The 24,033-nt window shown below is 60.3% G+C and carries 23 protein-coding genes; 11 read left to right on the top strand and 12 right to left on the bottom strand.

Going from position 1 to position 24,033, the window contains the following annotated elements:
• Positions 1 to 52 precede the first annotated feature (52 nt).
• The 3 genes from UIA24_RS16310 to UIA24_RS16300 all read right to left on the bottom strand — a co-directional run bounded on the left by UIA24_RS16310 (position 53) and on the right by UIA24_RS16300 (position 2,118).
• The gene (locus UIA24_RS16310) at positions 53 to 727 is read right to left on the bottom strand and encodes a type 1 glutamine amidotransferase domain-containing protein (protein WP_065757643.1); all 675 of its coding nucleotides are present in this window, start codon (positions 725 to 727) and stop codon (positions 53 to 55) included.
• A gap of 132 nt (positions 728 to 859) precedes the next feature.
• Positions 860 to 1,612 (bottom strand): anti-sigma factor family protein, encoded by a 753-nt coding sequence (locus UIA24_RS16305; RefSeq protein WP_330523313.1) that lies wholly within the window; start codon positions 1,610 to 1,612, stop codon positions 860 to 862.
• The gene (locus UIA24_RS16300) at positions 1,609 to 2,118 is read right to left on the bottom strand and encodes a sigma-70 family RNA polymerase sigma factor (protein WP_102051570.1); all 510 of its coding nucleotides are present in this window, start codon (positions 2,116 to 2,118) and stop codon (positions 1,609 to 1,611) included. The genes UIA24_RS16305 and UIA24_RS16300 overlap by 4 nt, the downstream gene beginning before the upstream one ends.
• Before the next feature lie 130 nt (positions 2,119 to 2,248).
• Here UIA24_RS16300 and UIA24_RS16295 point away from each other — a divergent pair, with 130 nt between their 5' ends.
• From UIA24_RS16295 to UIA24_RS16285, 3 genes are all read left to right on the top strand, one after another.
• A complete protein-coding gene (locus UIA24_RS16295) occupies positions 2,249 to 3,295 on the top strand; it encodes a catalase family peroxidase (RefSeq protein ID WP_330523312.1) in 1,047 nt (348 codons plus the stop codon).
• Positions 3,292 to 3,813, top strand: a complete 522-nt coding sequence (locus UIA24_RS16290; RefSeq protein WP_330523311.1) for a cytochrome b — start codon at positions 3,292 to 3,294, stop codon at positions 3,811 to 3,813. The genes UIA24_RS16295 and UIA24_RS16290 overlap by 4 nt, the downstream gene beginning before the upstream one ends.
• Before the next feature lie 67 nt (positions 3,814 to 3,880).
• The gene (locus UIA24_RS16285; RefSeq protein WP_065757648.1) at positions 3,881 to 4,429 is read left to right on the top strand and encodes a cupin domain-containing protein; all 549 of its coding nucleotides are present in this window, start codon (positions 3,881 to 3,883) and stop codon (positions 4,427 to 4,429) included.
• A gap of 132 nt (positions 4,430 to 4,561) precedes the next feature.
• Here the strand turns inward: UIA24_RS16285 and UIA24_RS16280 are convergent, their stop codons facing one another.
• The gene (locus tag UIA24_RS16280) at positions 4,562 to 6,052 is read right to left on the bottom strand and encodes a DASS family sodium-coupled anion symporter (protein ID WP_099775063.1); all 1,491 of its coding nucleotides are present in this window, start codon (positions 6,050 to 6,052) and stop codon (positions 4,562 to 4,564) included.
• A 370-nt stretch (positions 6,053 to 6,422) separates the two neighbouring features.
• On the opposite strand from UIA24_RS16280, the gene UIA24_RS16275 reads away from it, so the two are divergent.
• Both UIA24_RS16275 and UIA24_RS16270 read left to right on the top strand, forming a co-directional pair.
• Positions 6,423 to 6,752: a hypothetical protein gene (locus UIA24_RS16275; RefSeq protein ID WP_065757698.1), complete on the top strand. Its 330-nt coding sequence runs from the start codon at positions 6,423 to 6,425 to the stop codon at positions 6,750 to 6,752.
• A 107-nt stretch (positions 6,753 to 6,859) separates the two neighbouring features.
• Positions 6,860 to 7,282, top strand: a complete 423-nt coding sequence (locus tag UIA24_RS16270) for a group II truncated hemoglobin (protein ID WP_330523310.1) — start codon at positions 6,860 to 6,862, stop codon at positions 7,280 to 7,282.
• On the opposite strand, the gene UIA24_RS16265 is transcribed toward UIA24_RS16270, so the two are convergent.
• The 3 genes from UIA24_RS16265 to sohB form a co-directional block, all read right to left on the bottom strand.
• On the bottom strand, positions 7,279 to 7,581 hold the full coding sequence (locus UIA24_RS16265) for a hypothetical protein (protein WP_099775065.1): 303 nt from the start codon (positions 7,579 to 7,581) through the stop codon (positions 7,279 to 7,281). The two genes, UIA24_RS16270 and UIA24_RS16265, sit on opposite strands and share 4 nt — an antisense overlap.
• A gap of 182 nt (positions 7,582 to 7,763) precedes the next feature.
• Entirely contained in the window at positions 7,764 to 7,958 is a 195-nt protein-coding gene (locus tag UIA24_RS16260; protein WP_065757651.1) for a hypothetical protein, read from the bottom strand.
• A gap of 157 nt (positions 7,959 to 8,115) precedes the next feature.
• A complete protein-coding gene (gene sohB / locus UIA24_RS16255) occupies positions 8,116 to 9,132 on the bottom strand; it encodes a protease SohB (RefSeq protein ID WP_099775067.1) in 1,017 nt (338 codons plus the stop codon).
• Between the two features lie 203 nt (positions 9,133 to 9,335).
• Between sohB and UIA24_RS16250 the strand changes: the two genes are divergently transcribed.
• The 5 genes from UIA24_RS16250 to UIA24_RS16230 all read left to right on the top strand — a co-directional run bounded on the left by UIA24_RS16250 (position 9,336) and on the right by UIA24_RS16230 (position 13,377).
• Positions 9,336 to 10,046 carry a histidine phosphatase family protein gene (locus UIA24_RS16250; protein WP_330523309.1) on the top strand — a complete coding sequence of 237 codons (711 nt, stop codon included), beginning with the start codon at positions 9,336 to 9,338 and terminating at the stop codon, positions 10,044 to 10,046.
• 57 nt (positions 10,047 to 10,103) lie between these two features.
• On the top strand, positions 10,104 to 10,421 hold the full coding sequence (locus tag UIA24_RS16245; RefSeq protein ID WP_065757654.1) for an SCP2 sterol-binding domain-containing protein: 318 nt from the start codon (positions 10,104 to 10,106) through the stop codon (positions 10,419 to 10,421).
• Between the two features lie 192 nt (positions 10,422 to 10,613).
• Positions 10,614 to 11,681: a phosphotransferase family protein gene (locus UIA24_RS16240; protein WP_330523308.1), complete on the top strand. Its 1,068-nt coding sequence runs from the start codon at positions 10,614 to 10,616 to the stop codon at positions 11,679 to 11,681.
• A 26-nt stretch (positions 11,682 to 11,707) separates the two neighbouring features.
• A complete protein-coding gene (locus UIA24_RS16235; protein WP_065757656.1) occupies positions 11,708 to 12,475 on the top strand; it encodes an SDR family oxidoreductase in 768 nt (255 codons plus the stop codon).
• 122 nt (positions 12,476 to 12,597) lie between these two features.
• Entirely contained in the window at positions 12,598 to 13,377 is a 780-nt protein-coding gene (locus tag UIA24_RS16230) for a TSUP family transporter (protein ID WP_065757657.1), read from the top strand.
• Here UIA24_RS16230 and nudC read toward each other — a convergent pair.
• Positions 13,345 to 14,175, bottom strand: coding sequence for an NAD(+) diphosphatase (gene nudC / locus UIA24_RS16225; RefSeq protein WP_330523307.1), 831 nt, complete (start codon positions 14,173 to 14,175; stop codon positions 13,345 to 13,347). The genes UIA24_RS16230 and nudC overlap by 33 nt on opposite strands.
• A gap of 37 nt (positions 14,176 to 14,212) precedes the next feature.
• Positions 14,213 to 15,025 (bottom strand): crotonase/enoyl-CoA hydratase family protein, encoded by an 813-nt coding sequence (locus UIA24_RS16220; protein WP_330523306.1) that lies wholly within the window; start codon positions 15,023 to 15,025, stop codon positions 14,213 to 14,215.
• Between the two features lie 164 nt (positions 15,026 to 15,189).
• Here UIA24_RS16220 and nhaB point away from each other — a divergent pair, with 164 nt between their 5' ends.
• Positions 15,190 to 16,692 carry a sodium/proton antiporter NhaB gene (gene nhaB, locus UIA24_RS16215; protein ID WP_330523305.1) on the top strand — a complete coding sequence of 501 codons (1,503 nt, stop codon included), beginning with the start codon at positions 15,190 to 15,192 and terminating at the stop codon, positions 16,690 to 16,692.
• Positions 16,693 to 16,770: 78 nt separating this feature from the next.
• On the opposite strand, the gene zwf is transcribed toward nhaB, so the two are convergent.
• The 3 genes from zwf to UIA24_RS16200 all read right to left on the bottom strand — a co-directional run bounded on the left by zwf (position 16,771) and on the right by UIA24_RS16200 (position 23,917).
• Positions 16,771 to 18,270 carry a glucose-6-phosphate dehydrogenase gene (gene zwf, locus UIA24_RS16210; protein ID WP_330523303.1) on the bottom strand — a complete coding sequence of 500 codons (1,500 nt, stop codon included), beginning with the start codon at positions 18,268 to 18,270 and terminating at the stop codon, positions 16,771 to 16,773.
• Positions 18,267 to 19,247: a phosphogluconate dehydrogenase (NAD(+)-dependent, decarboxylating) gene (gene gnd, locus UIA24_RS16205; RefSeq protein WP_330523302.1), complete on the bottom strand. Its 981-nt coding sequence runs from the start codon at positions 19,245 to 19,247 to the stop codon at positions 18,267 to 18,269. The genes zwf and gnd overlap by 4 nt, the downstream gene beginning before the upstream one ends.
• Before the next feature lie 140 nt (positions 19,248 to 19,387).
• Positions 19,388 to 23,917, bottom strand: a complete 4,530-nt coding sequence (locus tag UIA24_RS16200; protein WP_330523301.1) for a dermonecrotic toxin domain-containing protein — start codon at positions 23,915 to 23,917, stop codon at positions 19,388 to 19,390.
• Between the last annotated feature and the right edge of the window lie 116 nt (positions 23,918 to 24,033).

The following is a 24,033-nucleotide window of genomic DNA, read 5'->3' as shown; positions in this document are numbered from 1 at the left end:
AGAGAAGGCAGGCTGAACAGCGCCTGCCTCAGCGGCAGCCAGCTCTCAAGCCTTAGAGCAGCTTGAGCAAGGCGTGGGCGGTGGCATCGGAGGACGCCGGGTTCTGCCCGGTTACAAGCAAGCCATCGACGACCACATGGCTGTGCCAGTCCTCGGCACGGCTGTACACCCCACCATGGCCTTTGAGCATGTCTTCAACCAGAAAAGGCACCACGTCCGTCAAGTTGACAGCCGCTTCTTCGGTGTTACTGAAACCCGTCACCTGCTTGCCCTTGACCAAAGGCGCGCCGTTGGCGTCCACAGTGTGGCGCAGCACCGCCGGAGCGTGGCAGACCGCACCAACGGGCTTGCCCAGTGCCTGGAAACGCTCAATCAAAGCGATCGAGCGCGGGTCTTCAGCAAGGTCCCAGAGCGGACCATGACCACCGGGGTAGAACAGTGCATCGAAATCATCAGCGTTGACCTGAGCCAAAGTCAGGGTGCTGGCCAGGGCCTTGCGTGCAGCCTCATCGGCCTGGAAGCGTTCAGTGGCGGCAGTCTGCGCGCCGGGATCGTCGCTCTTGGGGTCGATCGGCGGCTGGCCGCCCTTGGGCGAGGCCAGGGTGACCTGCGCCCCTGCATCGAGAAATGCGTAGTAAGGGGCTGCGAACTCTTCCAGCCAGAAGCCGGTCTTGTGGCCTGTATTACCCAGGGTGTCGTGGGACGTGAGCACCATCAAAATGTTCATCGGGTTCTCCTGCTATGGCCGCGGGGCCAGTGATGAGTCAGTGCCGAGGATCTTAGAGCGGGACTCGGGATTCGATAAATCGAACGCAGTGATTTACGGTATTCGATTAATGAATAGCAGGCAGCACCCGGGCTACAGGGCGGTGCCCAGTACCTGGCGCAACTGCGCGCCACGCACATCGGCAACGTCACTGATCAACGCATAGTTATAGTCGCCGCGAGACCAGTAGCGCGCCTGCAGTTCGCCCTCGGTGCGCTCACCACTGGGCATCCGCACATAACGCTCACTGGGAGAACGCAGGAACAGGCTGACACGCTCACCGTTTCGGTCCTGGAACAGCAGCAGCGCGGCCGGGCCCTGCTCATTGCTGAGCAACCGTGCCCCTACCGGGGTAAACCCATAGGCCGAGAGGTCCGGCAGATTACCGGCATGCCTGAAGTGCTGGCCCAACCAGGCCTGCAGTTGCTCTGGGGTGTTTACGGACAAGTCCAGGGAGGATGCATAGGCGAACAACCGGTGCGCCTGCACGGCGTCGGCCATCGGCGGGTTGCCAGCCATCAGGTTGACCTCCCGCGCCTGCCAGCCACCCAGCCCCCCTACGCCCAACGCGACCAGCAGCATCGCAGCACTGGCCCAGCGGCGCTGGCGACGCTGACGCAGGTCGCGGCGAACCCAGGCCGGGTCGAGACGCGGGTTAGGCGCTTGTTCGATTTGCCCCGCCAGGGCAGCACGCAAACGCCGGGCATCGGCACGCCAGGCATCAAGCTCGGCGGCCCGCTGCGGATGTGCCGCCAGGTACCTGTCTACCTCACGTCGGCGTTCGGGCAGCAACCGATCATCGACGTAAGCCTGTAATTCCTCTTCGGATGGGATCAACCGACTCATTTCAACCTCCGCAACCCAGGGGGCAACGGCGTGCCCTCGGTCAGTTCTCGCAGTGCTGCACGGGCCCGCGACAAACGCGACATCACCGTGCCAATCGGTACATCCAGGGCCTGCGCGGCCTCCTTGTAGCTCATGCCTTCAACACTCACCATCATCAACAAGGCGCGCTGCTCCGCCGAAAGCCTGGCAAAGGCAGCCAGGCCAGACTGAGCCTCGACAATGTCCTCGGTATTGTTCCCGGCCTCTTCGGCCCGCCCGAACCAGCTCAGCCAGCGCATATGGCGGCGCTCTCGACGCTTGCTGTCGAGAAACTGCCGGTAAAGGATCGAGAACAGCCAGGCACGCAAGCTCGCAGGATCACGCTGCTGCGCGCCCCGGCTCAATGCTCGCTCCACCGTTGCCTGCACCAGGTCGTCGGCGCTCGTGCCCTCGCGGGTCAACCACAAGGCGAAACGGCGCAGCCGCTGAAGCATCTCGCGTAGTTGGTCGTCATCCAGTTCGTTCATCGAGTGATCCGTGATCGTCGTGCAGTCAGTGTACGAGGCAGACGGCCGACCGCGAATTTTATTCCAGGCCAATGGAATAAAACTTCAGCGGGTGCGTCCTACCCGCTCATTTACTGACCTGGATAGCACCATGAGCACTCCGCTAAACGGTCGCGCCCGTACACTGCGCCTGGCTGCCATCGGCCTAGGCGTCGCTGCACTGGGCGCAGGCTTTGCCTTCACCGCCGGCTGGATCGGCCCGGACCGGTTGACACCGAAACGTATCGTCGACACCTTCGAAGCTCAGGCCGGGCACTACCCTGGCTACCGGAAAAACCACGCCAAAGGCCTGTGCGTCAGCGGCTACTTTGAAAGCAGCGGCCAGGCCGCCGAACTCTCAAGCGCTCGGGTGTTTGCCCAGCCAAGGGTACCGGTTATTGGCCGCTTCGCCATCGGCGGCGCCAACCCGCATAGCGCCGATGCCAGCGTCGCCACTCGCAGCCTGGCCGTGGAATTCACCAGCGATGATGGACAACGCTGGCGCAGTGGCATGAATACCCCGCCGGTACTGGCAGTGAACACCATCGAGGGTTTCTACGAACAGGTGCTAGCAATGACGCCGGTACCCGCCACCGGTAAACCCGACCCGGCAAGGTTGCAGGCCTTCTTTGCCGCACACCCGGAAAGCGCGGCCTTTCGCCAGTGGGTCAAGGACTATAAGCCCTCCGACAGCTTTGCCAGTTCGGCTTACCACAGCATCAACGCCTTTCGCCTGATCGACGCCAAGGGCACCCCGCATTACGTACGCTGGAAACTACAGCCACTGACCCCGTTCAGTGCATTACCGGCCCAGGTGGAAGACCCGAATTACCTGCAGAATGACCTGCGCAAACGCCTGACCGAAGGCCCCTTACGCTGGAACCTGCTGTTGACCCTGGCCGAGCCGGGCGATGCAGTCGACGATCCCGCTCAACCCTGGCCTGAGCAACGGCGGCAAGTCAACGCGGGCACCGTGGTCATTGAGCAGGTCGATGCGGCCGAGCAAGGCGCCTGCCGTGACCTGAACTTCGACCCACTGATTCTGCCAACCGGCATTGAACCGTCTGCTGATCCGATTCTCGCCGCCCGCTCGGCCGCCTACTCGGAATCCTTCAACCGCCGCAGCCGCGAAGCGGCCCATTCAGGAGTACAACCATGAACCCCTCCTTCCATCCCCTGCTGCGCGGGCTGCACTGGCTGATGGCTCTGCTGATCCTGAGCATGCTGTTCATCGGTGTAGGCATGATCAGTGACCTGTCACCCCGGCACACCCTGTTGGTCAGCGTACACAAGCTGGTGGGGCTGGCCCTTCTGGTCTTGGTATTGATCCGTATCGGCGTACGCATGTGCGTTGGCAGCCCCGCGTTGCCGAGCGACCTGCCACCGGCGCAACGCTGGGCAGCCAAGGCATCGCACCTGGTGCTCTACGGGATGATGCTGGCCATGCCGCTGCTCGGCTGGGGCATGCTTTCGGCGGGAGGTTATCCATTACCCCTGCAGTTACCCGCACTGCTGCCTCAGGATATCCGCGTCTACGCCGTCCTTCGCCAGGCGCATGGCTGGCTCGCCTACCTGCTCTTCGCGACCGTGTTGTTGCACTTGGCGGCGGCGTTGGTTCACGGCTTGATCCGCCGCGACGGCGTGTTACGCAGCATGTGGTCGGGACGTGTCAATTGAGCGTGCGCTACTGAGGGCCCGAGTGTGCTTTAATGCGTCGCCATTTATTTTTGACACTAAGGCAGCTATGGATACGGGGACACGACTCAGACTGGTGCGTGAACGCAACAAGCTCTCGCAACGGGAACTGGCCAGACGCAGCGGATTGACCAACTCGACGATCTCGCAGATCGAGCAAAACCGCGTCAGCCCGTCGGTCAGTTCCCTGAAGAAACTGCTCGAAGGCATCCCGATGTCTCTGGCAGAGTTTTTCAGCTTCGATGAACCGCCGCGCCAGGAACGCTTCGTGTTCCGCTCCAACGAACAACCCGACCTGGGCAATAGCGGCCTGCGCCTGTTGCTGGTCGGCGCCAGCGTGGAAGGTCGGCAAATGCGTATGCTGCGCGAACTGTATGCACCCGGCGCAGACTCCGGTGAAGAGCCGATCGTGCATACCGAGGGCGAGGAATGCGGCCTGGTTACCCGTGGCACCATCGAATTGCGCGTCGATGGCCAGGTCAGCGTGCTCAATTCCGGTGACGGTTACTACTTCCCCACCACCCTGCCCCACAGCTTCAAGAACATCGGCCCGGATGAAGCCGAAATCATCAGCGCCAACACCCCGGCGAACTTCTGACGGGCAAGCGCCTGCGAGCGTGAGCCTGCCTGCAAAGGTGTTGACTGGGTGTCAGTGAGTTCGCGGTGTGTGCATCACTGGCACGCCAGTTCCCACACGGTGGCGACGCCACCGCGAAGTCTCACCCTGTTTTCACATCCAGCCCAGCCAGTGCCACCAAGTCGCCGCGAATACCAGCATCAGCAGGTAGCCGATCAGGGTAATCACCACACCGACCCGCGCAAACTGCCTGGCATTGAAGGTTTCGGTACCCAGGCAGACCATGTTCTGCGGCGCGTTGATCGGCAAGATGAAGCCATAACTGACGACAAACCCCAACGCCATGGTCATCCCCAGGCGACTGAAGTCGCCCGGCAACGTCTGCAGCACGGCAATCAAAATGGGCAGCAGCGCCGAGGTCAGTGCGGTGGCACTGGCGAAACCGAGGTGGATAAGGATCAGGAACGCCGCAAGAATCGAGAACACCCCCAATGTACCGAGTTGGTCCAGGCCGGTATGGGCCACGACCTGCTGCCCCAGCCACTGCCCGGCCTGCGTCGTGAGCAAGGTAGTGCCCAGGCTGATCCCGACACCGAAGACAATCACCGTGCCCCACGGAATGCGCGACTGCACATCTTTCCAGGTCATCACGCCAAAGCGCGGCAGCAACAGCAAGACCAGCCCGGCGTAGGTGGTCGAGGTCGTGTCAAAGCGATGCAACTTGCCTTCGGTGGCCCAGGCCAGCAGCAACAGGACCGAAACGCCTAACAAGCGTTTCTGCGCAGACGTCATCGGCCCCAATGCGGCCAACTGATCCGCCACCGCCGCCTTGCCACCGGGAATGCTGTCGCTCTCTGGCGGAAGCATTTTCAGTACCACGACGATCAGCACCAACGACATGAGCACCGCCCAGGGCGCACCGGCGATCAGCCAGTCAATCCAAGACACCCGCCCGCCGAGCATTTTGTCCATGAAGCCCACTGTCAGCAGGTTCTGTGCCGCTGCGGTCTGGATACCGATGTTCCAGATACTGGTGCCCTGCGCAACGATAATCATGATCCCGGCGGCGATGTTTGAGCGCTTGTCGACGCCAAAGGCCGCAATCACCCCCATCATGATCGGCACCACACAGGCACTGCGCGCCGTCGCGCTGGGCACTACCAGGCTAAGCAATACCGTGACCGCGACGGCGCCCAAGAGGATGCGCCGGGTGCTGACACCAACACTGGACAAGGTCACCAGAGCGATACGCCGGTCCAGCCCGGTGTGAGTCATCGCCGCCGCAATGAACAAGGCGCCAACCACCAGCGCCAGCGCTGCGTTGGAGAACCCGGTCAAGGCCATGGTGATCCCGGCGGACGAACCGTACGTCACCGAGGGATCGGCCAGGGTCGGTGCCGTGCCAAGCAAGAACGCCATAAGCGAAGTGATCATGATGGCGCTGGCTTCGTACGACACCGCTTCAGTGATCCAGATGACCACGGCAAATGCGAGGATCGCCAAGACCCGCTGCCCCGCCACAGGCAAGTCAGCCGGCAATGGCAGCAACAGCACCGCAATCAAGGCCGCAATACCGACCATAAGGCCCAACGGCAGCGAAGCCTTGGCGGTTTCTGAGGAAGGCGTGGAGGCCGGTGAATGCATGAGGATCTCCCTGAAAGGCATGTGCCAGCCATGATCCGCCATCCCGATGACACCTGCGCTGATGCGGATCAATAAGCCCAGGCCCGGTATTGTCGGACAATATGTAGTGAAGATAAAAAAACACTACAAACCCTATTGACGCCGTTCATCGCCGCTTGCATGATGCAGACGTCTCCCCGATCGGGAGCGCTGGCAAGGGTGTTCCAGACGGCTCAACGGATCCAAGAGCTGTCGCTGGATGGGTACTGCCCAAAAGGCAGAAAGTAGAAGCCCCCTGTTGTGACGCTGCTGTAGCAGCTTTCTGTCAACGCTACATGATTGGCGCCAAGCAATAACTCAACAATTAATGGTGGTTAAGGGGGCTTTAATGATGAACTTGAACAATCAACCTACTATCGACGAATTGGCCCGGCTGTTCGCAGCACGCAAGGACAGTCTCGACAGCCACATTCTCTGGGTCTGCGACTCGGGCGAAGTTCGCATCGACAAGGTCTCGCCGCTGGCTGGTGAAGAAGAGTTCGAGCAACGCAACCCGAACATGCGTGCCCGCTTCAAGATGTACCGCCGTGGCCATGGCTACGTCGGCAAGAAGGCCGCTGCCGATACCCACTTCATCGGTAACGTACTGCAGACCCTGCAACATGAATGGGCCGCCGTACAAAACCAGCCTGGCGTACGCTTGATCGACCGTTACAGCTGATCACGCCATTGCAACGAGAAAGCCCGGCCTGAAAAGGTCGGGCTTTTTTCGTTCAAGGCGGCGCCAGCTCTGGCTACAATGACCCTTTGAGCTCATGAGTCCTGCGGATGAACAAACCTGCATTCGGTACTGGCGATGCATCCTACCAAGCCGCTGGCGGCATTGATGGCCTGCGCCGACTGGTCGACGATTTCTATCGGTTGATGGACGAACGCCCGGAAGCTGCACTCATTAGACGCATGCACCCGCAAGATTTGAGCATGGCCCGGGACAAACTGGCCTGTTTTCTCAGCGGTTGGCTGGGTGGCCCACGGCTGTTCAGTGAGCGTTATGGGCCCATCTCGATCCCGGCATTCCATGCCCAGTGGCCGATCGATGAAACCCATAGCGCCCAGTGGCTTGAGTGCATGGCACAGGCCATTGCCTTGCAACCCTACGACGCAGACTTTGCCGAATACCTGCTAACGCAGTTACGCGTGCCAGCCCAACGCATTGTCCAGGCCAGCCGCAATCGCCACGGCACGCCCTAGGCCTGGCGCCGTAACGTTTGGGTTTCAATCGCTATTGCGCCCGTGGCCAAGGCCCGGGCCCGATCAACCCCCCACACCAACGCCCGGGTCATGCTTTCGCAAGGCCGGTTCGCGTAGTACTCCTCGACCAACGCCTTGCCGTTGCGGGCATAGATACCCACGAACAACTGTGTAGCGCCAGTACGTGAAAGGCGGGCTTTCACATCAATACTGATGCCGTCGCTGAGTTTTTCATCATGGCTACGGCAGCTCAATTGCCGGTCTGCCCAGCGCCAATAAGTCGCTTCCCTGATACGCATTGAGGTCCTCCTCGATTGAATCGCACCTAGTAAGACACACAAGTGTTACAGCCGCGAGACCAACTGCTCAGGCGTTTGAGCGAGATCAATCAATCAGAAAAAATACCTTGCTCAACAGGCTGTTACCGACAAAAGGCATTAAAAAGCCCCTCATGCAGACGGGGCTATTCTTGACGTGTTCGTTAACGCTTCGGTACCACAACCCTGGGCACGAACTTGGCCAGGCGACGCCGCTGCTGGCTGACAGGCGGGTTCAGGCCTGACGCATCGTCGGCAGTCATGTTGGCGAAGCCGAGCCTGACTGCCGCCTGGCCACAGCGGACCCGGCTATTGATTGGAAACTCGTCCCCATCGTCTTCAATGTAAGGATCACTCATCCTTGCGCCCCCTCCTGCGATAGACCGCTACCGGTAACCCATCGATTACCTGAAAATACCGGCCATCAACAGAAACTGAGACTAGCTGGTCATTTGCAGACTTAAAGTCCGAAATGCAAAAAGCCCGACCAGCTGCCTCACCGAGGACACCGTTGACTCAGCGCCAGCGGCTCAAACGGCTCCACAGGCCCACCAGCGTATTCTCGATCGAACTGCTGGCAGCCAAGCCAACCCGCTCCTGCAGGCTTTTGCGCTCGGCAAAATGCAGGTGATAGAGGTTCGCCTCTCGGGCACGGTCACTGAGGTACTCATCGCTGGTTTTCAGCTCATCAACCAGATGCTTGTTCAGCGCGGCAACACCCAACCAGACTTCGCCGGTGGCGACCTCGTCGATGTGCAACTGAGGGCGATAGCGCGACACGAAATCCTTGAACAGCTGGTGAGTGACGTCCAGGTCTTCCTGAAACTTCTCCCGCCCCTTCTCGGTGTTCTCGCCAAAGACGGTCAGGGTGCGCTTGTACTCACCTGCGGTCAGCACTTCAAAGTCGATGTCATGCTTTTTCAGCAAGCGATTGACGTTGGGCAACTGCGCCACCACGCCGATGGAGCCCAGCACGGCAAACGGTGCACTGACGATTTTCTCGCCGATACAGGCCATCATGTAGCCGCCGCTGGCCGCGACCTTGTCGATGCACACGGTCAGTGGTACACCCGCCTGGCGAATGCGCGCCAACTGCGAAGCAGCCAGGCCGTAGCTGTGGACCATGCCGCCGCCGCTCTCCAGGCGCAGCACAACCTCGTCACGCGGCGTCGCGAGCGTCAGCAGCGCCGTAATTTCATGCCGCAGGCTGTCGGTGGCAGACGCCTTGATGTCACCGTCGAAGTCCAGCACGAAGACCCGGCTTTTATCGTCAGGTGTTTTTTTCTGCAACTTCTCGGCCTTGCCCTGCTGCTTGCGCAATGCCTTGAGCTGGGCCTTGTCGAGCAGGTTGGTCTCCAGCCGCTCACGTAGTTCCTTATAGAAGTCGTTGAGCTTGGTAACCTGCAATTGCCCACCGGCCTTGCGCCGACCCTTGCCACGCAGGCCGGCGAGGGCCGACAGAACAACCAGTATCGCGATCACCAGGGTCGCGGTCTTGGCGAGAAAGCTTGCGTACTCAGCCAGAAACTCCACAGTAACTCCTTAACATGCCTGCGCCCATACGGCGCGAACCAGAGCTCAAGCATACCGACGCTACCCCGCCCCTGCCAGCGCCTGAAAACACCGGCATCACAGTTCAAACAACCTTTTCAAACGCTTGTATGTTTTTTCATTGACAGCCTGACAGCGGCAACCTAACCTCGCCGAAACCCTTAATTCCGGCAGACGGTCGCAACGTGGGCAGCATTTACCTGATTCGACATGGCCAGGCCTCCTTTGGTGCAGACGACTACGACGTCCTCTCGCCCGTCGGTGTTCGCCAGAGCACCGTGCTTGGCGAACACCTGGCCGAACTGGGCCTGCGCCTGGACCGTTGCCTGGCCGGCGATCTGCGTCGCCAGCAGGATACCGGGCGCCTGGCACTGGCGCGCATGCAGGAGGCCGGCGCCACGGTGCCGAGGCTGGAAACCGACAGCGCCTTCAACGAGTTCGATGCTGATACGCTGATTCGCGCCCTGCTGCCGAGCCTGCTGCCAGACGAGCCCCACGCACTGGATGTCTTGCGCAACGCGGCACAACACCGCAGTGAGTTTCAGCGTATTTTCGCCCTGATTGTTCGCCGCTGGCACACGGGTGACTACCAGCACCCCAAGGTGGAAAGCTGGCAGGGTTTCGTCGCCCGGGTAAATGCCGGGTTGCAACGCGTGCTGCAACAGGCCGAGCATGGCGACAATATCGCGATCTTTACGTCGGGCGGCACCATTACTGCCCTGCTCCACCTGATTACCCGAATGACACCAGACCAGGCCTTCGCACTGAACTGGCAGATCATCAACACCTCGCTCAGCCAATTGAAGTTTCGCGGCAGCGAGGTGGCCCTGGCTTCCTTCAACAGCCAAGCCCATGTGCAGCTGTTGAAGGCGCCGGAACTCATGACCTATCGTTGAGTACCGGCCCATGGTGACCTTTGCCGGTCGCCGAAATCACTTAATAAGGAATGCACCATGACCTCTGTAGCTGATGCCGTTCAAGCCATGAAATCCAAGTTCAACCCAGCTGCCGCTGCTGGCCTGGACCTGGTTTTCGGTTTCAACGTGACCGACGAAGACAAGCACTATGCGCTGATCATCAAGGATGGCACCTGTGACCTGCAGGAAGGCGAAAACCCAGACGCCAACGTCACCCTGGTCATGGACAGCGAAACCCTCAAGGGTATCGTCAGCGGCGAAACCGACGGCATGCAGGCCTTCATGGGCGGCAAGCTGCGCGTTGAGGGCGACATGATGCTGTCGATGAAGCTCAGCGAGCTGTTCCCGGTTTAAGCCGTCTGCCGGATGCAATTGAAACCGAAGTGTTGCCTGCTTCGGTTTTTTTTCGCCTGCATTTTGCTGGCCCATCAGGACCGCTGATCGACCGGCAACACGGCCGCCAATAAAGCCCTGCGGCACTTGTTCGGCCCGAGGGCCAGAATTAGATTAGCCAATAATCTCAGGCCTCAATCATAAGGGATAAGCATGACGCTCAACGACCAGTCCACCCAGGTCCGTCCCGGCGAAGAACTCGACGTCGCCCTCATCGACCCTTATCTGAAAGCACAGATTCCCGGCCTGGACGGCACGCCGCGCATCAGTCAGTTCCCCGGCGGGGCCTCGAACCTGACCTACCTGCTGCAGTACCCGGAACAGGAACTGGTACTGCGCCGCCCGCCTTTCGGGCACAAGGCCAAATCGGCCCACGACATGGGCCGTGAGTTCCGTATCCTCAACCAGCTCAACCGTGGTTTCCCGTACTGCCCCAAGGCCTATGTGCATTGCACCGACGCCTCGTTGATCGGCAGCGAATTCTACGTAATGGAACGGGTCAAGGGCATCATCCTGCGCGCCGACCTGCCGGCAGAGCTGAACCTGAACGCCGAGCGCACCGAAGCCTTGTGCAAGAGCTTCATCGATCGCCTGGTCGAGCTGCATCAGGTCGACTATAGCGCCTGCAACCTGACCGACCTCGGCAAGCCTGAAGGTTACGTGCAGCGCCAGATCGAAGGCTGGAGCAGTCGCTACGAGAAGGCATTGACCCCTGACGCGCCGCGCTGGGAAGCCGTGGTCGCCTGGCTGCGCGAGAAGATGCCGGCAGACCACGCGCGCCCCGGCATCATTCACAACGACTACCGCTTCGACAACGTGATCCTCGATGCCGCCAACCCAATGCGGATCATCGGCGTACTGGACTGGGAAATGACCACCCTCGGCGACCCGCTGATGGACCTGGGTAACACCCTGGCGTATTGGATCGAAGCGACAGACCCTGCCCCCGTACAACTGATGCGCCGCCAGCCGAGTAACGCCCCCGGAATGCTGACCCGTCGCCAATTCGTTGATTACTACGCCGAACGGGCGGGCATCACGATCGATAACATTGATTTTTACTACACCTACGGCCTGTTTCGCCTGGCCGGTATCATCCAGCAGATCTACTACCGCTTTTATCACGGGCAAACCCAGGACAAGCGTTTCGCCCCGTTCATCCACATGAACAGACTGCTGGAGCATATGAGCCTGCAGGTCATCGAAAAATCCAGCCTTTGACACCAACAAGAAGAAAGGAATTGCCCATGTCCAAGACCCAACTGTTCGACCTCGACGGCAAGATCGCCTTTGTCTCGGGGGCCAGCCGTGGCATCGGCGAAGCCATTGCGCACCTGTTGGCCCAGCAGGGCGCCCATGTCATCGTCTCCAGCCGCAAGCTCGAAGGCTGCCAGCACGTCGCCGATGCCATTATCGCGGCAGGCGGCAAGGCGACTGCCGTGGCATGTCACATCGGCGAAATGGAACAGATCCGCGAGACCTTTGCCGTTATTCGCGGGCAGTTCGGGCGCCTGGACATTCTGGTAAACAATGCGGCCACCAACCCGCAGTTCTGCAACGTACTGGACACCGACCTGAGTGCCTTCCAGAAGACCGTTGACGTGAATATCCGCGGCTACTTCTTCATGTCGGTGGAAGCCGGCAAGCTCATGCGCGAGCACGGCGGCGGCAGTATTATCAACGTCGCCTCGATCAATGGGGTTTCGCCGGGGCTGTTTCAGGGCATCTACTCGGTGACGAAAGCCGCCGTGATCAACATGACCAAGGTGTTCGCCAAGGAGTGCGCCCCGTTCGGTATCCGCTGCAATGCCCTGCTGCCCGGCCTGACCGATACCAAGTTCGCCTCCGCGCTGGTCAAGAACGAGGCCATCCTCAACACGGCCCTGCAGCAGATTCCGCTCAAGCGCGTGGCCGATCCCAAGGAAATGGCGGGTGCGGTGCTGTATCTGGCCAGCGATGCCTCGAGCTACACCACAGGGGTGGCGTTGAACGTCGATGGCGGTTTCCTGTCCTGAGCCGCGCGGCGAGGCGGTTTGTTGGCTTGCCTGCGGCTGCAGGCGCCAGCAAGGCTGGCTCCAGCAGGCACCTGGCGGTACCATGTCGGCCCTTCTGCGCCCTGCCGAATTAAGCCGATTAAATGCCTTTTGAACTCAGCGTTGACCTGACCACCCTCGCCATCCTCGCCGCCGTTGCTTTTGTCGCCGGCTTTATCGATGCCATCGCCGGTGGCGGCGGATTGCTTACCACCCCCGCCCTGCTGACTGCCGGCCTGCCACCGCACCTGGTATTGGGTACCAACAAACTCAGCTCGACCTTTGGCTCGGCTACCGCCGGTTTCACGTTCTACCGGCGCAAGCTGTTCGACCCCATTCAATGGCGTCGAGGCCTGATCGGTACGGCGATTGGTGCATTGATTGGCGCGGTCACCGCCCATTACCTGCCCGCCGAGTGGTTGAACAAGATGCTACCGGTGATCGTCTTCGCCTGCGGCGTCTACCTGTTGTTCGGCGGCACGCCCAAGGCACCACTGGACGCCAACGCGCCAATCAAGAAAGGCAGGCAGTTTCCCCAAGGCTTTTCCCTGGGTTTCTATGATGGCGTTGCCGGCCCTGGCACGGGCGCCTTCTGGACCGTCAGCAGCCTGCTGCTGTACCCCATCGACCTGGTACGGGCCAGCGGTGTGGCGCGCAGCATGAACTTTGTCAGCAACGCAGCTGCACTGTCGGTGTTCATCTTTTCGGGGCAAGTGGACTGGCTGATCGGGCTGTCCATGGGTTCAGCGCTGATGGTGGGTGCGTTTTTCGGTGCACGCACCGCCATCAGCGGCGGCGCCAAGTTTATCCGCCCGGTGTTCATCACCGTCGTGCTCGGACTGACTGTCCGCTTAGCTTGGCAACACTGGTTCAGCCAGGCCTGAACGACGGGCTACATAAAGGTCAATCAGGTACCGGGCGATAGAGCGGCTTGCTGGCAACGGCGGCAATGCATCGACCCGGAACCACCGGGCATCCTCGATCTCGTCAGGCTGCATGACGATCTCGCCCCCGGCGTACTCAGCATGGAACCCCAGCATCATGGAGTGCGGGAACGGCCAGCACTGGCTGCCGACGTACTGGATGTTCTTCACCTCGACCTGCACTTCCTCACGCACTTCACGAACCAGGCAGTCTTCAGCGGACTCACCTGGTTCGGCAAAGCCTGCAAGGGTGCTGTACACCCCGGTGACAAAGCGTGGTGAACGGGCCAGCAGGATTTCATCGCCACGGGTGATCAGCACAATCATGCTGGGCGAGATACGTGGGTAGAAACGCAGGTCGCACGGCGCGCAGTACATCGCGCGCTCCCAGTGGATCTGTTGCATCGGCTGACCACAACTGCCGCAGAAGCGGTGTTCACGGGCCCAGGTACCGATCTGCGCGGCGTACCCCAGCACCTTGTAAATCTCGAAGTCACCTTCGAGCATGAACTGGCGCAGCCCACGCCAGCTGCAGCCGGGTACGTCCTGCTCGGCCTTGAGCTCCAACAGAAACACCGGTTGCCCATCAAAATAGCCGATGCCGTGTTCGCACAACACCTCCAGGCCCTGGCGCTTGAGCCAATCGCGGGGAAACAAGGCACCATTATCGTCGACCAGAAAACCCTGGGCACAGCGGGCGACCGCCAAGCCGCCGCTGATGTTCGTATCCAGTACCGCGGTTGTCCAACGCACTGACATATTCCGGTTCCTTGTGCGAGCCCGCGGCTGGGTGGTTTCAGTCGGCGAACTCGGGTTTCTGTTTGCTCATGTGGGCAGCCATGGCTACCCGCAGATCGGTGGACTGCAGCATGGCAGCATTCCAGGTGGCGATGTACTCCAGACCATCGTCGATGCGGTGGTCACGCATGTAGCTGAGCATCTCCTTGGTGCCGGCCACGGCAATGGGGGATTTTCCCGCAATTTCCTTGGCAATGGCAAAGACCCCGTCGAGCAGGCTGGCCTGATCGGTGAAGGTACGGTTGACCAGGCCGATTTGCCGCGCCTCTTCAGCGTCGATGGTACGGCCGGTATAGGCCAGCTCTCGCACCAGGCCATCGCCGATGATACGTGGCAAACGTTGCAAGGTGCCGACGTCCGCCGCCATGCCCATGTCGATTTCCTTGATCGAGAACTGTGCATCGCTGGCGGCATAGCGCATATCGCAGGCGGTGATCAGGTCGATGGCACCCCCCAGGCAGTAGCCCTGAATGGCCGCCAGGACCGGTTTGCGGCACGTGTCGACGGCATTGAAGGACGCCTGCATCTGCAAAATGGTGCGCCGCAGCAGGCGCGCATTACGGCCAACGTCCTTGCCCAGTTGGTTGGCCACCGAGGCCAGCAGCATCAGGTCGATGCCGGACGAGAAATGCTTGCCCGCGCCGCTGATCACCACGACCCGCACAGCATCGGTATCGTCGATCCATTTGAAAATGTCGATGATTTCCGTCCAGAACGCGGCGTCCATCGCGTTGACCTTTTCCGGACGGTTGATCTGTACATGGGCAATGTTGTTCGACAGTTCGACCTTGAACGCTTGATAGTCGGTCACAACGGCACTCCTTGGGCTAAGGCAGGGTTAATCGCAGGACTATATCAAGGTGACGGCCGACACCCAGACCGTGGTTTTGCCAAAACAAGGACTACATCCGCCTTGATCTTGTCGCCCACATCCGGCAAGTTGCGCAGCTGTTGAATCATAAGGATACATTTTTCATGTCCCGCTCCCTGGCCGGCGCCCTGGCCCACAATTTTCTCGGGCAGTCGCCACGTTGGTATAAAGCCACCATTTGCCTGTTCCTGCTGCTCAACCCACTGTTGCTGTTTACCCTCGGCCCGGTAGTGGCTGGCTGGGTACTGGTAATCGAATTCATTTTCACCTTGGGCATGGCGCTCAAGTGCTACCCATTGATGCCAGGCGGGTTACTGATGGTCGAAGCCCTGTTGCTGGGGATGACCACGCCACAAACACTGTACGAAGAGCTGCAACACAACTTCCCGGTGATCCTGCTGCTGATGTTCATGGTGGCCGGCATCTACTTCATGAAAGAGCTGTTGCTGTTCGTGTTCTCGCGCATCCTGCTCGGGGTGCGCTCAAAGGCCCTGTTGTCGCTGCTGTTCTGTTTCCTCTCGGCGTTTCTGTCGGCCTTCCTTGATGCCCTCACCGTGACCGCGGTGATCATCAGTGCCGCCGTGGGCTTCTACTCGGTGTACCACCGGGTGGCATCAGGCAACAACCCACGCGAAGAGTCGCTGGTCGATGATGATCAGCACCTGGCCAACCTGCACCATGAAGACCTGCAACAGTTCCGCGCCTTTCTGCGCAGCCTGCTGATGCACGGCGCAGTCGGTACGGCACTGGGCGGTGTCTGCACCCTGGTGGGTGAGCCGCAGAACCTGCTGATCGGTCATGAAATGGGCTGGCACTTTGCCGACTTCTTCCGCAAGGTCGCACCGGTGTCCTTGCCCGTACTGGCCGCCGGCCTGGTGACCTGCGTGCTGCTGGAGAAACTGCGCTGGTTCGGCTATGGCACCTTGCTGCCAGACAACGTGCGCCGCGTGCTCGCCGCCTACGCTGCCGAAGACGATGCCGCCCGGACCTCCCAGCAACGCGCCGCACTGCTGATTCAGGGCCTGGCCGCCTTGATCCTGATTGTCAGCCTTGGCCTGCACATCGCCGAAGTGGGCCTGATCGGCCTGCTGGTCATCGTGCTGATCACCAGCTTCACCGGGATTACCGATGAACATCGGCTGGGCCGCGCCTTCCAGGACGCCATGCCATTCACCTCGTTGTTGGTGGTGTTCTTTGCCGTGGTCGCGGTCATCCACCAACAACAACTGTTCAGCCCGCTGATTGCAGCGGTACTGGCCCTGCCGGCCGAGCAGCAGCCCGGCATGCTGTTCATTGCCAACGGCCTGTTGTCGGCTATCAGCGATAACGTCTTCGTCGCCACGATCTACATCACCGAGGTCAAGCAGGCGTTCCTGGCGGGCAGTATGAGCCGCGAGCATTTCGAAACCCTGGCGGTGGCGATCAACACCGGCACCAACCTGCCGAGTGTGGCCACCCCGAATGGCCAGGCGGCGTTCCTGTTCCTGCTGACGTCGGCCATCGCACCGCTGATTCGCCTGTCCTACGGGCGGATGGTCTGGATGGCCCTGCCCTACACCATCGTCATGGGCGGGCTGGGCTGGTGGGCCGTGACCTATTGGCTGTAAGCCAACAGCACACTTGAGCGTCGAACAGGGCTTCGACAGGCAACAGCCGGTCGAAGCCCTGTTTTTTTCAGCCAATTTTCAGCCAATCGGATGCCAGGCGCGGTGATCTCGTGCCAGCAGTTCATCCGCTGCAGTCGGGCCATCTTCGCCAGCCGCATAAGGTTGTACATCACCGCCACACTGCCACGCATCGAGAAAAGGCTGTACCGCACGCCAGCCATTCTCGATGTTGTCGGCGCGCTGGAACAACGTCTGGTCGCCGGTCAGGCAGTCATAGATCAGCGTTTCGTAGCCCGTTGATGGCTGCATCTTGAAAAAATCCTTGTAGGCAAAGCCGAACTCCACCGTCTCCATGGCAAGGGTTGGCCCCGGGCGTTTGGCTTGCAGGTCAAACCACATCCCTTCATTGGGCTGGATCTGGATTTTCAGGTAGTTGGGCTTCGGCCGCTCGGCATCGCTGTCACGAAACTGCGCATAAGGTGCCGGCTTGAAGCAGATGGCGATTTCGGTATCACGCACGCTCATCCGCTTGCCGGTACGCAGGTAAAATGGCACGCCGACCCATCGCCAGTTGTCGATCATGACTTTCAACGCAACATAGGTTTCGGTCTGGCTATGCGGGCCAACCCTGGGCTCTTCGCGATACCCCGGCAGTTTCTTGCGCCCTTGTTTGCCTGCCGTGTACTGCCCACGCACCGAATTTTTCAAAGCCATGGCCGTCGACCAAGGCCGGATAGCCCCGATCACCTTGGCCTTCTCGCTGCGCACGGCATCGGCGCCAAACGCCGCTGGCGGCTCCATGGCAACCATCGCCAGCAACTGGAACAAGTGATTTGGCACCATGTCCCGCAATGCTCCCGTGTGGTCGTAAAACCCGCCACGGCTTTCCACGCCGATGGTTTCGGCTGCGGTGATCTGCACATGATCAATGTAGTGATTATTCCAGAAGGCCTCGAACAAGCCGTTGGAGAAGCGGCTGACAAGAATGTTCTGCACCGTCTCTTTGCCCAGGTAGTGGTCGATGCGGTAGATCTGCTTTTCGCTCATCACCGCGAGCAACGACGCATTCAACGCCTCAGCGCTGGCCAGGTCGGAACCGAACGGTTTTTCCACCACAACCCGACGAAAGCCGTTGGCTTCGTCGAGCAACCCTGCACCGCCCAGTTGCCGGGCCACCTCGGCGAAAAAACGCGGCGCGGTAGCCAGATAGAAGATGGCATTGCCCGTGCCGCTCTTGTCGATCCGTTGTGCGATGGCTTGATAGGTGGTCGAGGCGAGGAAATCGCCAGTCAGATAATGAATACGCCTGGCCAGGCGCCCCCATCGTTTTTCATCAAAACAGCGTGCGCCCTCATTACCCTGGTCGCGTTCACGCATGAAGGCTTCCAGACGCGCGGCAAACTCACGGTCGGCGGACGGGTTGTGATCGACCCCGACAATACGCATGCGCGGGTCAAGCAAGCCATCACGCTGCAGGTTGAACAGGGCAGGCATCAGCAGACGTTTGACCAGATCGCCATTGGCACCAAACAGAAACAGCGTGCACGGTTCAGCGGTTTCAGCCTTGGCTAGCGTCATTCGAACTTCTCACTGTGCCCACCAAAACCAAAACGCATCGCTGAAAGCAGTTTGTCGGCATAGGTGCCTTGCTGCTGGCGTGAGCGGAAGCGCGCAAACAGGGCACTCGACAACACCGGCACGGGCACTGCCTGCTCGACTGCCGCATCAATGGTCCAACGCCCCTCCCCACTGTCGGCAACGGCGCTGCTGAAACTGTCGAGTTGCGGATCGGCGACCAGCGCGCTGGCGGTCAGGTCTAGCAGCCAGGACGTGACGACACTGCCACGGCGCCAGACCTCGGCAATCTCGGCCAGGTCGAGGTCAAGACGCTGCTCGGCGGGCAGTGCTGCGCTGGCTTTGCTCTTGAGCAGGTCGAAGCCCTCGGCATAAGCCTGCATCAGGCCATACTCGATGCCATTGTGGATCATCTTCACATAATGACCGGCACCTGCAGGCCCGGCATGGATGTAGCCCTGCTCAGCGCGCCCGAGCGGCCCCGTGCGCCCCTCGGTACGGGTAACGTTGCCAACCCCCGGCGCCAGCGCGATGAACAACGATTCCAACCGTTCCACGATGGCTGCCTCGCCACCGATCATCATGCAATAGCCGCGCTCCAGGCCCCAGACGCCGCCCGAGGTTCCTACATCGACATAATGCAGTTGACGTGTGGCCAAGGTGTCGGCCCGACGGATGTCATCCTTGTAGTGGGTGTTACCACCATCAATAATCACGTCATCGGCTTCCAGCAGGTCGGCCAACCGGGCAATGGTCTGCTCGGTAGCCTCACCGGCTGGCAGCATTACCCACACGGCCCGCGGCTTGTCCAGCAGACCAACCATGTCCTCGAGGCTCTGCGCGCCGCGCGCGCCTTCAACGACCAGGGCATCGATTGCCTCCACGTTACGGTCGTGAACCACTGGAAGATGGCCATGGCGCATCAACCTTCTCGCGATGTTGCCGCCCATGCGGCCCAGCCCCACGATTCCCAATTGCATGACGATGGCTCCACTGGATGTCGGAAAATTCAGCCCGTTGTTGGGCTCAAGATTAGTCCAGAGAGAGGCATTGGCCGTCATAAAGCGCACCGACGCGCGATGACTGACCGGCCAACGCCTGCAGCAGCGCCGTCGTTCACTCAGGGTTGGCCGAGAAACACTTCATCTGCGGTTTTCTTGTCCAGTTTGGCGCGATAGATCGCAATCACCTGCTGGCCGTCGCTGGCCTGCGCTTTCTGCCACTGCAAGCCTTGTCGTCGTTGCTCGCGGGTTTTCACATGGGCAGCGCTGAAGTCACGCTCGGCTGCGTCGGCACTGGCGTAATGAAAATGGGCATACCAGAGCACTTCGCCATCCTTGTCACGTATTTCGTACTCATCCAGGTAGTCCACCAGCCGTTGCTGCTTGTCCTTCAACGGTTTACGCCTGACGGTACGTGCGATGGTGATCGCCTTCTGCTCGTGCAGGTAGGCAATCCGTGCAGCCGTTGGCAGTTGGCGTTTGATCATCTCGATACGAATCCGCTTGCCAGCCTCGCGCATCTGCTCGGACTTGTCCCATAAGGCCTTGTTTATCAATTCTGCAGACTGCCCCGTCACCGCCTCATCGGTCGCGTTGTCACGAATGAGCAGCGCATCGATCTGCGTGTACAAGTCAAGCAAGGGCCGGGCCTGCAACACCAGCAGGTCCTCCATGTCAGAAGGCAACTGAGCCGTCAGTGACTGGGCCTGAGCACGCGCAATGGACTGATCGGCTTGACGCAACAGCGCATCGGCACGCCCCAGCAATGTCCGCAGGGCAACACCCGGTTGCGCGGCGGCCTGCGTCCGTTGGGCCATTGGCACCTCGCGCCACACCGACTCGCCGGGGGTCTGCTCATAACTGGTAATGACCGTGTTCTCGATCGGGTCCATTACATCGACAATCGCCGGTTGCCCGGCGTGCCCCTCAGCACGACGCTGCCCGACGACCAGTCGCTGCCCTCGGGTACGAATCAGCGTTTTACCCCGGCTGGAAGGCCCCGGTTTGGGCTTTGGCGCTTTGGGAAGGCGAGTGATCTGCTCTGCCAGCGCCTGTAATGCCTGGTCCAGGAGTTTCTGAATCAGATCGCTCAGCGGCGCCAGCAAGGCCTGATGTTCGGCTTCATCAAGGCTTTGACGATAGTTATCAAGCGTGTCGAGTGATTTTTGGTAACTTCGTACCGCATTATCCAACACCTCCACCTGCTCCTGCGCCGACAAGGCAGGGTCCTTCGCATCGATTCTCAACCGACAGGCCAGTTTGGCTTGCGGAATGACCTGTTCCAGCAACACCGTGCTGCTGTCTTCGATCTTCAGGATGATCCCGAGGGCCATCGTGTACAACTGCGTCCCCCGCCAGGCCAGGGAGGATGACAACCCGACCTGAAGCAGTTGAATTTCCGTCAAGTAACGAGGGCCATCAGGAAGCGCTTTTTCCAATACTGGCGCCAGCGACTCCATGGCGTAAGTCGTCTCGGCAATTTCAGTGATTTGGGCCTGTTGCTTGGCACAATACTTCTCCAACAGTGCACGTTCCGGCGTACCGTGCCCCTTGAGCAACGCAGGCAACCCCCCTCGCCCCTCGAAACTGTCGACCAAGCGGTCGATCAACTGCTTGACGCTAAAGCGCTGCAAACGCAGCTCTGAAGACAGTTGCCCCTTGACCAGCATGTGCTGCCTGAGCATTTCGGCCATAATGCGCCGATAGCCGCTTACCGCCGACAGGTCGTTCAGCGTTTGCATGTTGGTGATCACCTGCCCGACCAATTCGTCGTGCTGACGCAGCCGTTCAATCAGGCTGGCCAGTTCAGCCCCGGATATTTCCTCTGGGCGCCTGGGTGCGTCCCGCAGCGCTTCCAGTTGCGCACGCTGGGTTGTCAGCTCTCCCTGTAACGCTGCAATACGCGCCTGCTTGCTCACCTGGGCCGCACGTATACGCGCACTGCCGTGCATGCCACCGCGCAGGCGTAAACGCAGGTCCAACGCCCAGGTGCCATCGGCCTGACGTTTCAGCCAGGGCCCCGGCTCATCCGGTGTGCGGCTGTCGGCGATGCGTACCCCCTCTTCATCCACTCGCACCGGGTAAACGTCATGGCCGATCTGAACCCAGTTTTTGTGCTGGAAGGAATACACGCCCTGCGCATCCGGCGAGCCGAGTGTGTCGATTGATTTAGCTGAGCGAAAACGTGCCAGCGCCCGAACCTGTGCGCTCGACAACTGGCCTTGAGCCGATGACCAGGAAAAGTCCAACTGATTGAGCACCGTACCGTTACTCAATACCGCGGGCGCCTCTTCAACACGCAGCGATATCGGAGCCTCGGTTGCCGGGGGTAACGGCGTAGCCCCTGCAGCCGGTGGCCGTACCGGTAGCGGCAGTAACTCCAGGACGTACATCAGGCAGAACAACAGATCGAGCAAGGCCGGTACAAGTTGCGACGGGCTGGTCTGGCCATTGAGCTGCTGTACACCATGGGCAAACGCCAGCGCCCAACCCACAGCGGCCAAGGGACCACGCACAAATGGCAACAGCGTATTGAACAGCAGCCAACTGAGCGTTTGCCAATGCTTTGCACGGTCCTCGGCATTGGAGATGGACTGCAGGTCGGCAATGCGCAGCAGTTGCGCAACAGTTCCTTCATAGACATGCCGAGCGGCCTCACCCGGCAGTGCCAGGCTACTCAACACTACAGGTGCCGGCGTTTCGATGGCCTGGAAATCGGGTTCCAGCAGAACCCTTCGCAGGTGCGGCTCGCTGAAACCGCCATGGTCGTAGATCGGCCGTACCAGATCGGCCAAGCGGGACAGGATGTCCGCCTGCAACCCTGGGTCAGCCACAATCTGCTCCAACAGAGCCTTGCGCGAGGCAAACTGCAACAGCGGCGTGGCGTGCAGGGGTCGAAACAACAGCAGAGGCCCCGGCGAGGACGGCTCAATCAAGTAGGTGTTCTCTACCTTGTCCGCCGAGGCGCCCGGTTCAGCGACAAAGGCCAGTGCGGACACCGTTGGCGACGGCCCCGCTGGCGATGACGTCAGTGCAACCGCCAACTCATACCCCGCCTCGGTAAAGCCACATGCACCGCGAATGGTGTTTTCAAGTGCCAGCAACGGCAGTTGCCCATACCATTGGGCCCTGAACAACGGATAGCGCAGTTCAACCTGCGCAGCATCATCACGCAGTTGGTTTGCCAACAAGGCCTGATACTGCGCGCCTGCATCGACGCTACGGACCAGGTGCCTGACATAGTCAATGTCGAACCATTCCGGCAAGGCAGCCGCGCCTCGGGTGCGAACTTCAAGTGCCCCGGGGCGCAAGCTCTCGAGGTTGTCGAGTGCCAGTTGTGTCAGGCTGCGGACGCTGGTTTTAATCGTACCCTGCACCGTCAGGTTGCCAGCGCTACCCAACGCTGCACCGATCACCTCATGATTGAGGACTTCGATCTGCTCGATCGCCACGGCCTGGGCATCAGGGTGATCACGCAGCATTTGTTGCTGCAGGCGCTTTTGTGCAAAGACCTCGATCGTCGGAATACCGTCGAGATAAGAACGGCCACTCATGACCTCCGGTATCTGTGCCACTGTCTTGAGGCACTGAACATAGCGATCCTGGTCGCTTTTGCGTGCGTTCAACAACCACTCCGGGAGATGCCGGGACAGCTCACGTGCATAATCAATGGCCTGCAGTTGCCCGATGGCTTGCATCGAGATCACGCCATCCAGCGTTGCAGCGAAGGTACTGCCATCAAGGTCCGCGCGCTTGCCCATCAGGTCAATCCAATGGAGCTGCTGCTCAAGCAGCAAACGTGCCTGAGCCTCGAACATATCGCCAAGGGTACGGGAAACGGTACAGGTGGCCGCACCGTGTTCGGGCCATTGTTCAACATACTGCAGCAACGCCTGGAGTGAGTCGAAGGGTTGCAGATAGCCGCTCAGGTCGTACAGGTACACCTGGGTATTGTGCTCACCCTCCAGCCCACTGATGATCAGGCTGCTCATCAATTCGCCAGCGCCCCCCTGCTCGCCCGGCGGTACACCCAGCACGTACAGCTTGACCTTGGCCAGTTCGGTAACCCGTGAACGATCCGCCTCGAAAGGGTAGCGGGCCAGTTCAGTCAGCAGTGACTGCTGGGTAGCGGTAAGGCGACCCGACGCCTTCGCGACCTGGACTGCGCTTGCAAAATGCTGCCGCAGCCAGTGCTCAGTGCAACTGAGCGGTGTTTGCCCGGTGGGTAATGCGCGGTTCCAGAATTCGACCAGCGCCTGTTTGTACGCATCGAGAAGTGCAGTGCCGCAGGCATTGATCAGCAACTCCACGACATGCAGATCAAGCGTCAGGGCCTGAGGAAATTCGGCGCCCTGCTCTTGCGTGAGGAAATCATGGCCGGGGGTAAGGTTGCAGGTCACTTTGCTGGCGCACTGCTGAACCACCGCTTGAGCCAGGCTCAGCGCGGTACTCGCCTGGTCAGAGACCGGCCCACGCACGGTGACATGCAGGGGGTCCAGCGTCACGGGCAATTGCCGCGCCGCCCATTCTCGGTTCAGCAGTTGCTCGGCCACCGTGCCCAGGGTGGGTCGGGAGGCAACGATACCAGCCAAGGTCATTGCCTGTGAAACATGGCGCTCGCGCCATTGGGCATAGTGTAGGTCTGTCATCTGAAAAGCCTTCTTGTATAGAACTGAAGGCCCGATTTGAACGCAGTGCTGCCAATGCCACGCGGTATCCTGATACCGCCCTGCAACAAAACCGCTTAACCTTCGCAAAACCCTCG

It is taken from the genome of Pseudomonas sp. AL 58 (assembly GCF_036348395.1).
In the GTDB taxonomy this organism is placed as follows: Bacteria; Pseudomonadota; Gammaproteobacteria; order Pseudomonadales; family Pseudomonadaceae; genus Aquipseudomonas; species Aquipseudomonas defluvii.
This window is presented reverse-complemented; position numbering and strand designations above follow the sequence as displayed.

What these genes read in the sequence shown, in the direction of transcription:
- UIA24_RS16310 (WP_065757643.1), bottom strand. Translation starts at nt 727, where the DNA reads ATGAACATTTTGATGGTGCTCACGTCCCACGACACCCTGGGTAATACA.
- UIA24_RS16305 (WP_330523313.1), bottom strand. Translation starts at nt 1,612, where the DNA reads ATGAGTCGGTTGATCCCATCCGAAGAGGAATTACAGGCTTACGTCGAT.
- UIA24_RS16300 (WP_102051570.1), bottom strand. Translation starts at nt 2,118, where the DNA reads ATGAACGAACTGGATGACGACCAACTACGCGAGATGCTTCAGCGGCTG.
- UIA24_RS16295 (WP_330523312.1), top strand. Translation starts at nt 2,249, where the DNA reads ATGAGCACTCCGCTAAACGGTCGCGCCCGTACACTGCGCCTGGCTGCC.
- UIA24_RS16290 (WP_330523311.1), top strand. Translation starts at nt 3,292, where the DNA reads ATGAACCCCTCCTTCCATCCCCTGCTGCGCGGGCTGCACTGGCTGATG.
- UIA24_RS16285 (WP_065757648.1), top strand. Translation starts at nt 3,881, where the DNA reads ATGGATACGGGGACACGACTCAGACTGGTGCGTGAACGCAACAAGCTC.
- UIA24_RS16280 (WP_099775063.1), bottom strand. Translation starts at nt 6,052, where the DNA reads ATGCATTCACCGGCCTCCACGCCTTCCTCAGAAACCGCCAAGGCTTCG.
- UIA24_RS16275 (WP_065757698.1), top strand. Translation starts at nt 6,423, where the DNA reads ATGAACTTGAACAATCAACCTACTATCGACGAATTGGCCCGGCTGTTC.
- UIA24_RS16270 (WP_330523310.1), top strand. Translation starts at nt 6,860, where the DNA reads ATGAACAAACCTGCATTCGGTACTGGCGATGCATCCTACCAAGCCGCT.
- UIA24_RS16265 (WP_099775065.1), bottom strand. Translation starts at nt 7,581, where the DNA reads ATGCGTATCAGGGAAGCGACTTATTGGCGCTGGGCAGACCGGCAATTG.
- UIA24_RS16260 (WP_065757651.1), bottom strand. Translation starts at nt 7,958, where the DNA reads ATGAGTGATCCTTACATTGAAGACGATGGGGACGAGTTTCCAATCAAT.
- UIA24_RS16245 (WP_065757654.1), top strand. Translation starts at nt 10,104, where the DNA reads ATGACCTCTGTAGCTGATGCCGTTCAAGCCATGAAATCCAAGTTCAAC.
- UIA24_RS16240 (WP_330523308.1), top strand. Translation starts at nt 10,614, where the DNA reads ATGACGCTCAACGACCAGTCCACCCAGGTCCGTCCCGGCGAAGAACTC.
- UIA24_RS16235 (WP_065757656.1), top strand. Translation starts at nt 11,708, where the DNA reads ATGTCCAAGACCCAACTGTTCGACCTCGACGGCAAGATCGCCTTTGTC.
- UIA24_RS16230 (WP_065757657.1), top strand. Translation starts at nt 12,598, where the DNA reads ATGCCTTTTGAACTCAGCGTTGACCTGACCACCCTCGCCATCCTCGCC.
- nudC (WP_330523307.1), bottom strand. Translation starts at nt 14,175, where the DNA reads ATGTCAGTGCGTTGGACAACCGCGGTACTGGATACGAACATCAGCGGC.
- nhaB (WP_330523305.1), top strand. Translation starts at nt 15,190, where the DNA reads ATGTCCCGCTCCCTGGCCGGCGCCCTGGCCCACAATTTTCTCGGGCAG.
- zwf (WP_330523303.1), bottom strand. Translation starts at nt 18,270, where the DNA reads ATGACGCTAGCCAAGGCTGAAACCGCTGAACCGTGCACGCTGTTTCTG.
- gnd (WP_330523302.1), bottom strand. Translation starts at nt 19,247, where the DNA reads ATGCAATTGGGAATCGTGGGGCTGGGCCGCATGGGCGGCAACATCGCG.
- UIA24_RS16200 (WP_330523301.1), bottom strand. Translation starts at nt 23,917, where the DNA reads ATGACAGACCTACACTATGCCCAATGGCGCGAGCGCCATGTTTCACAG.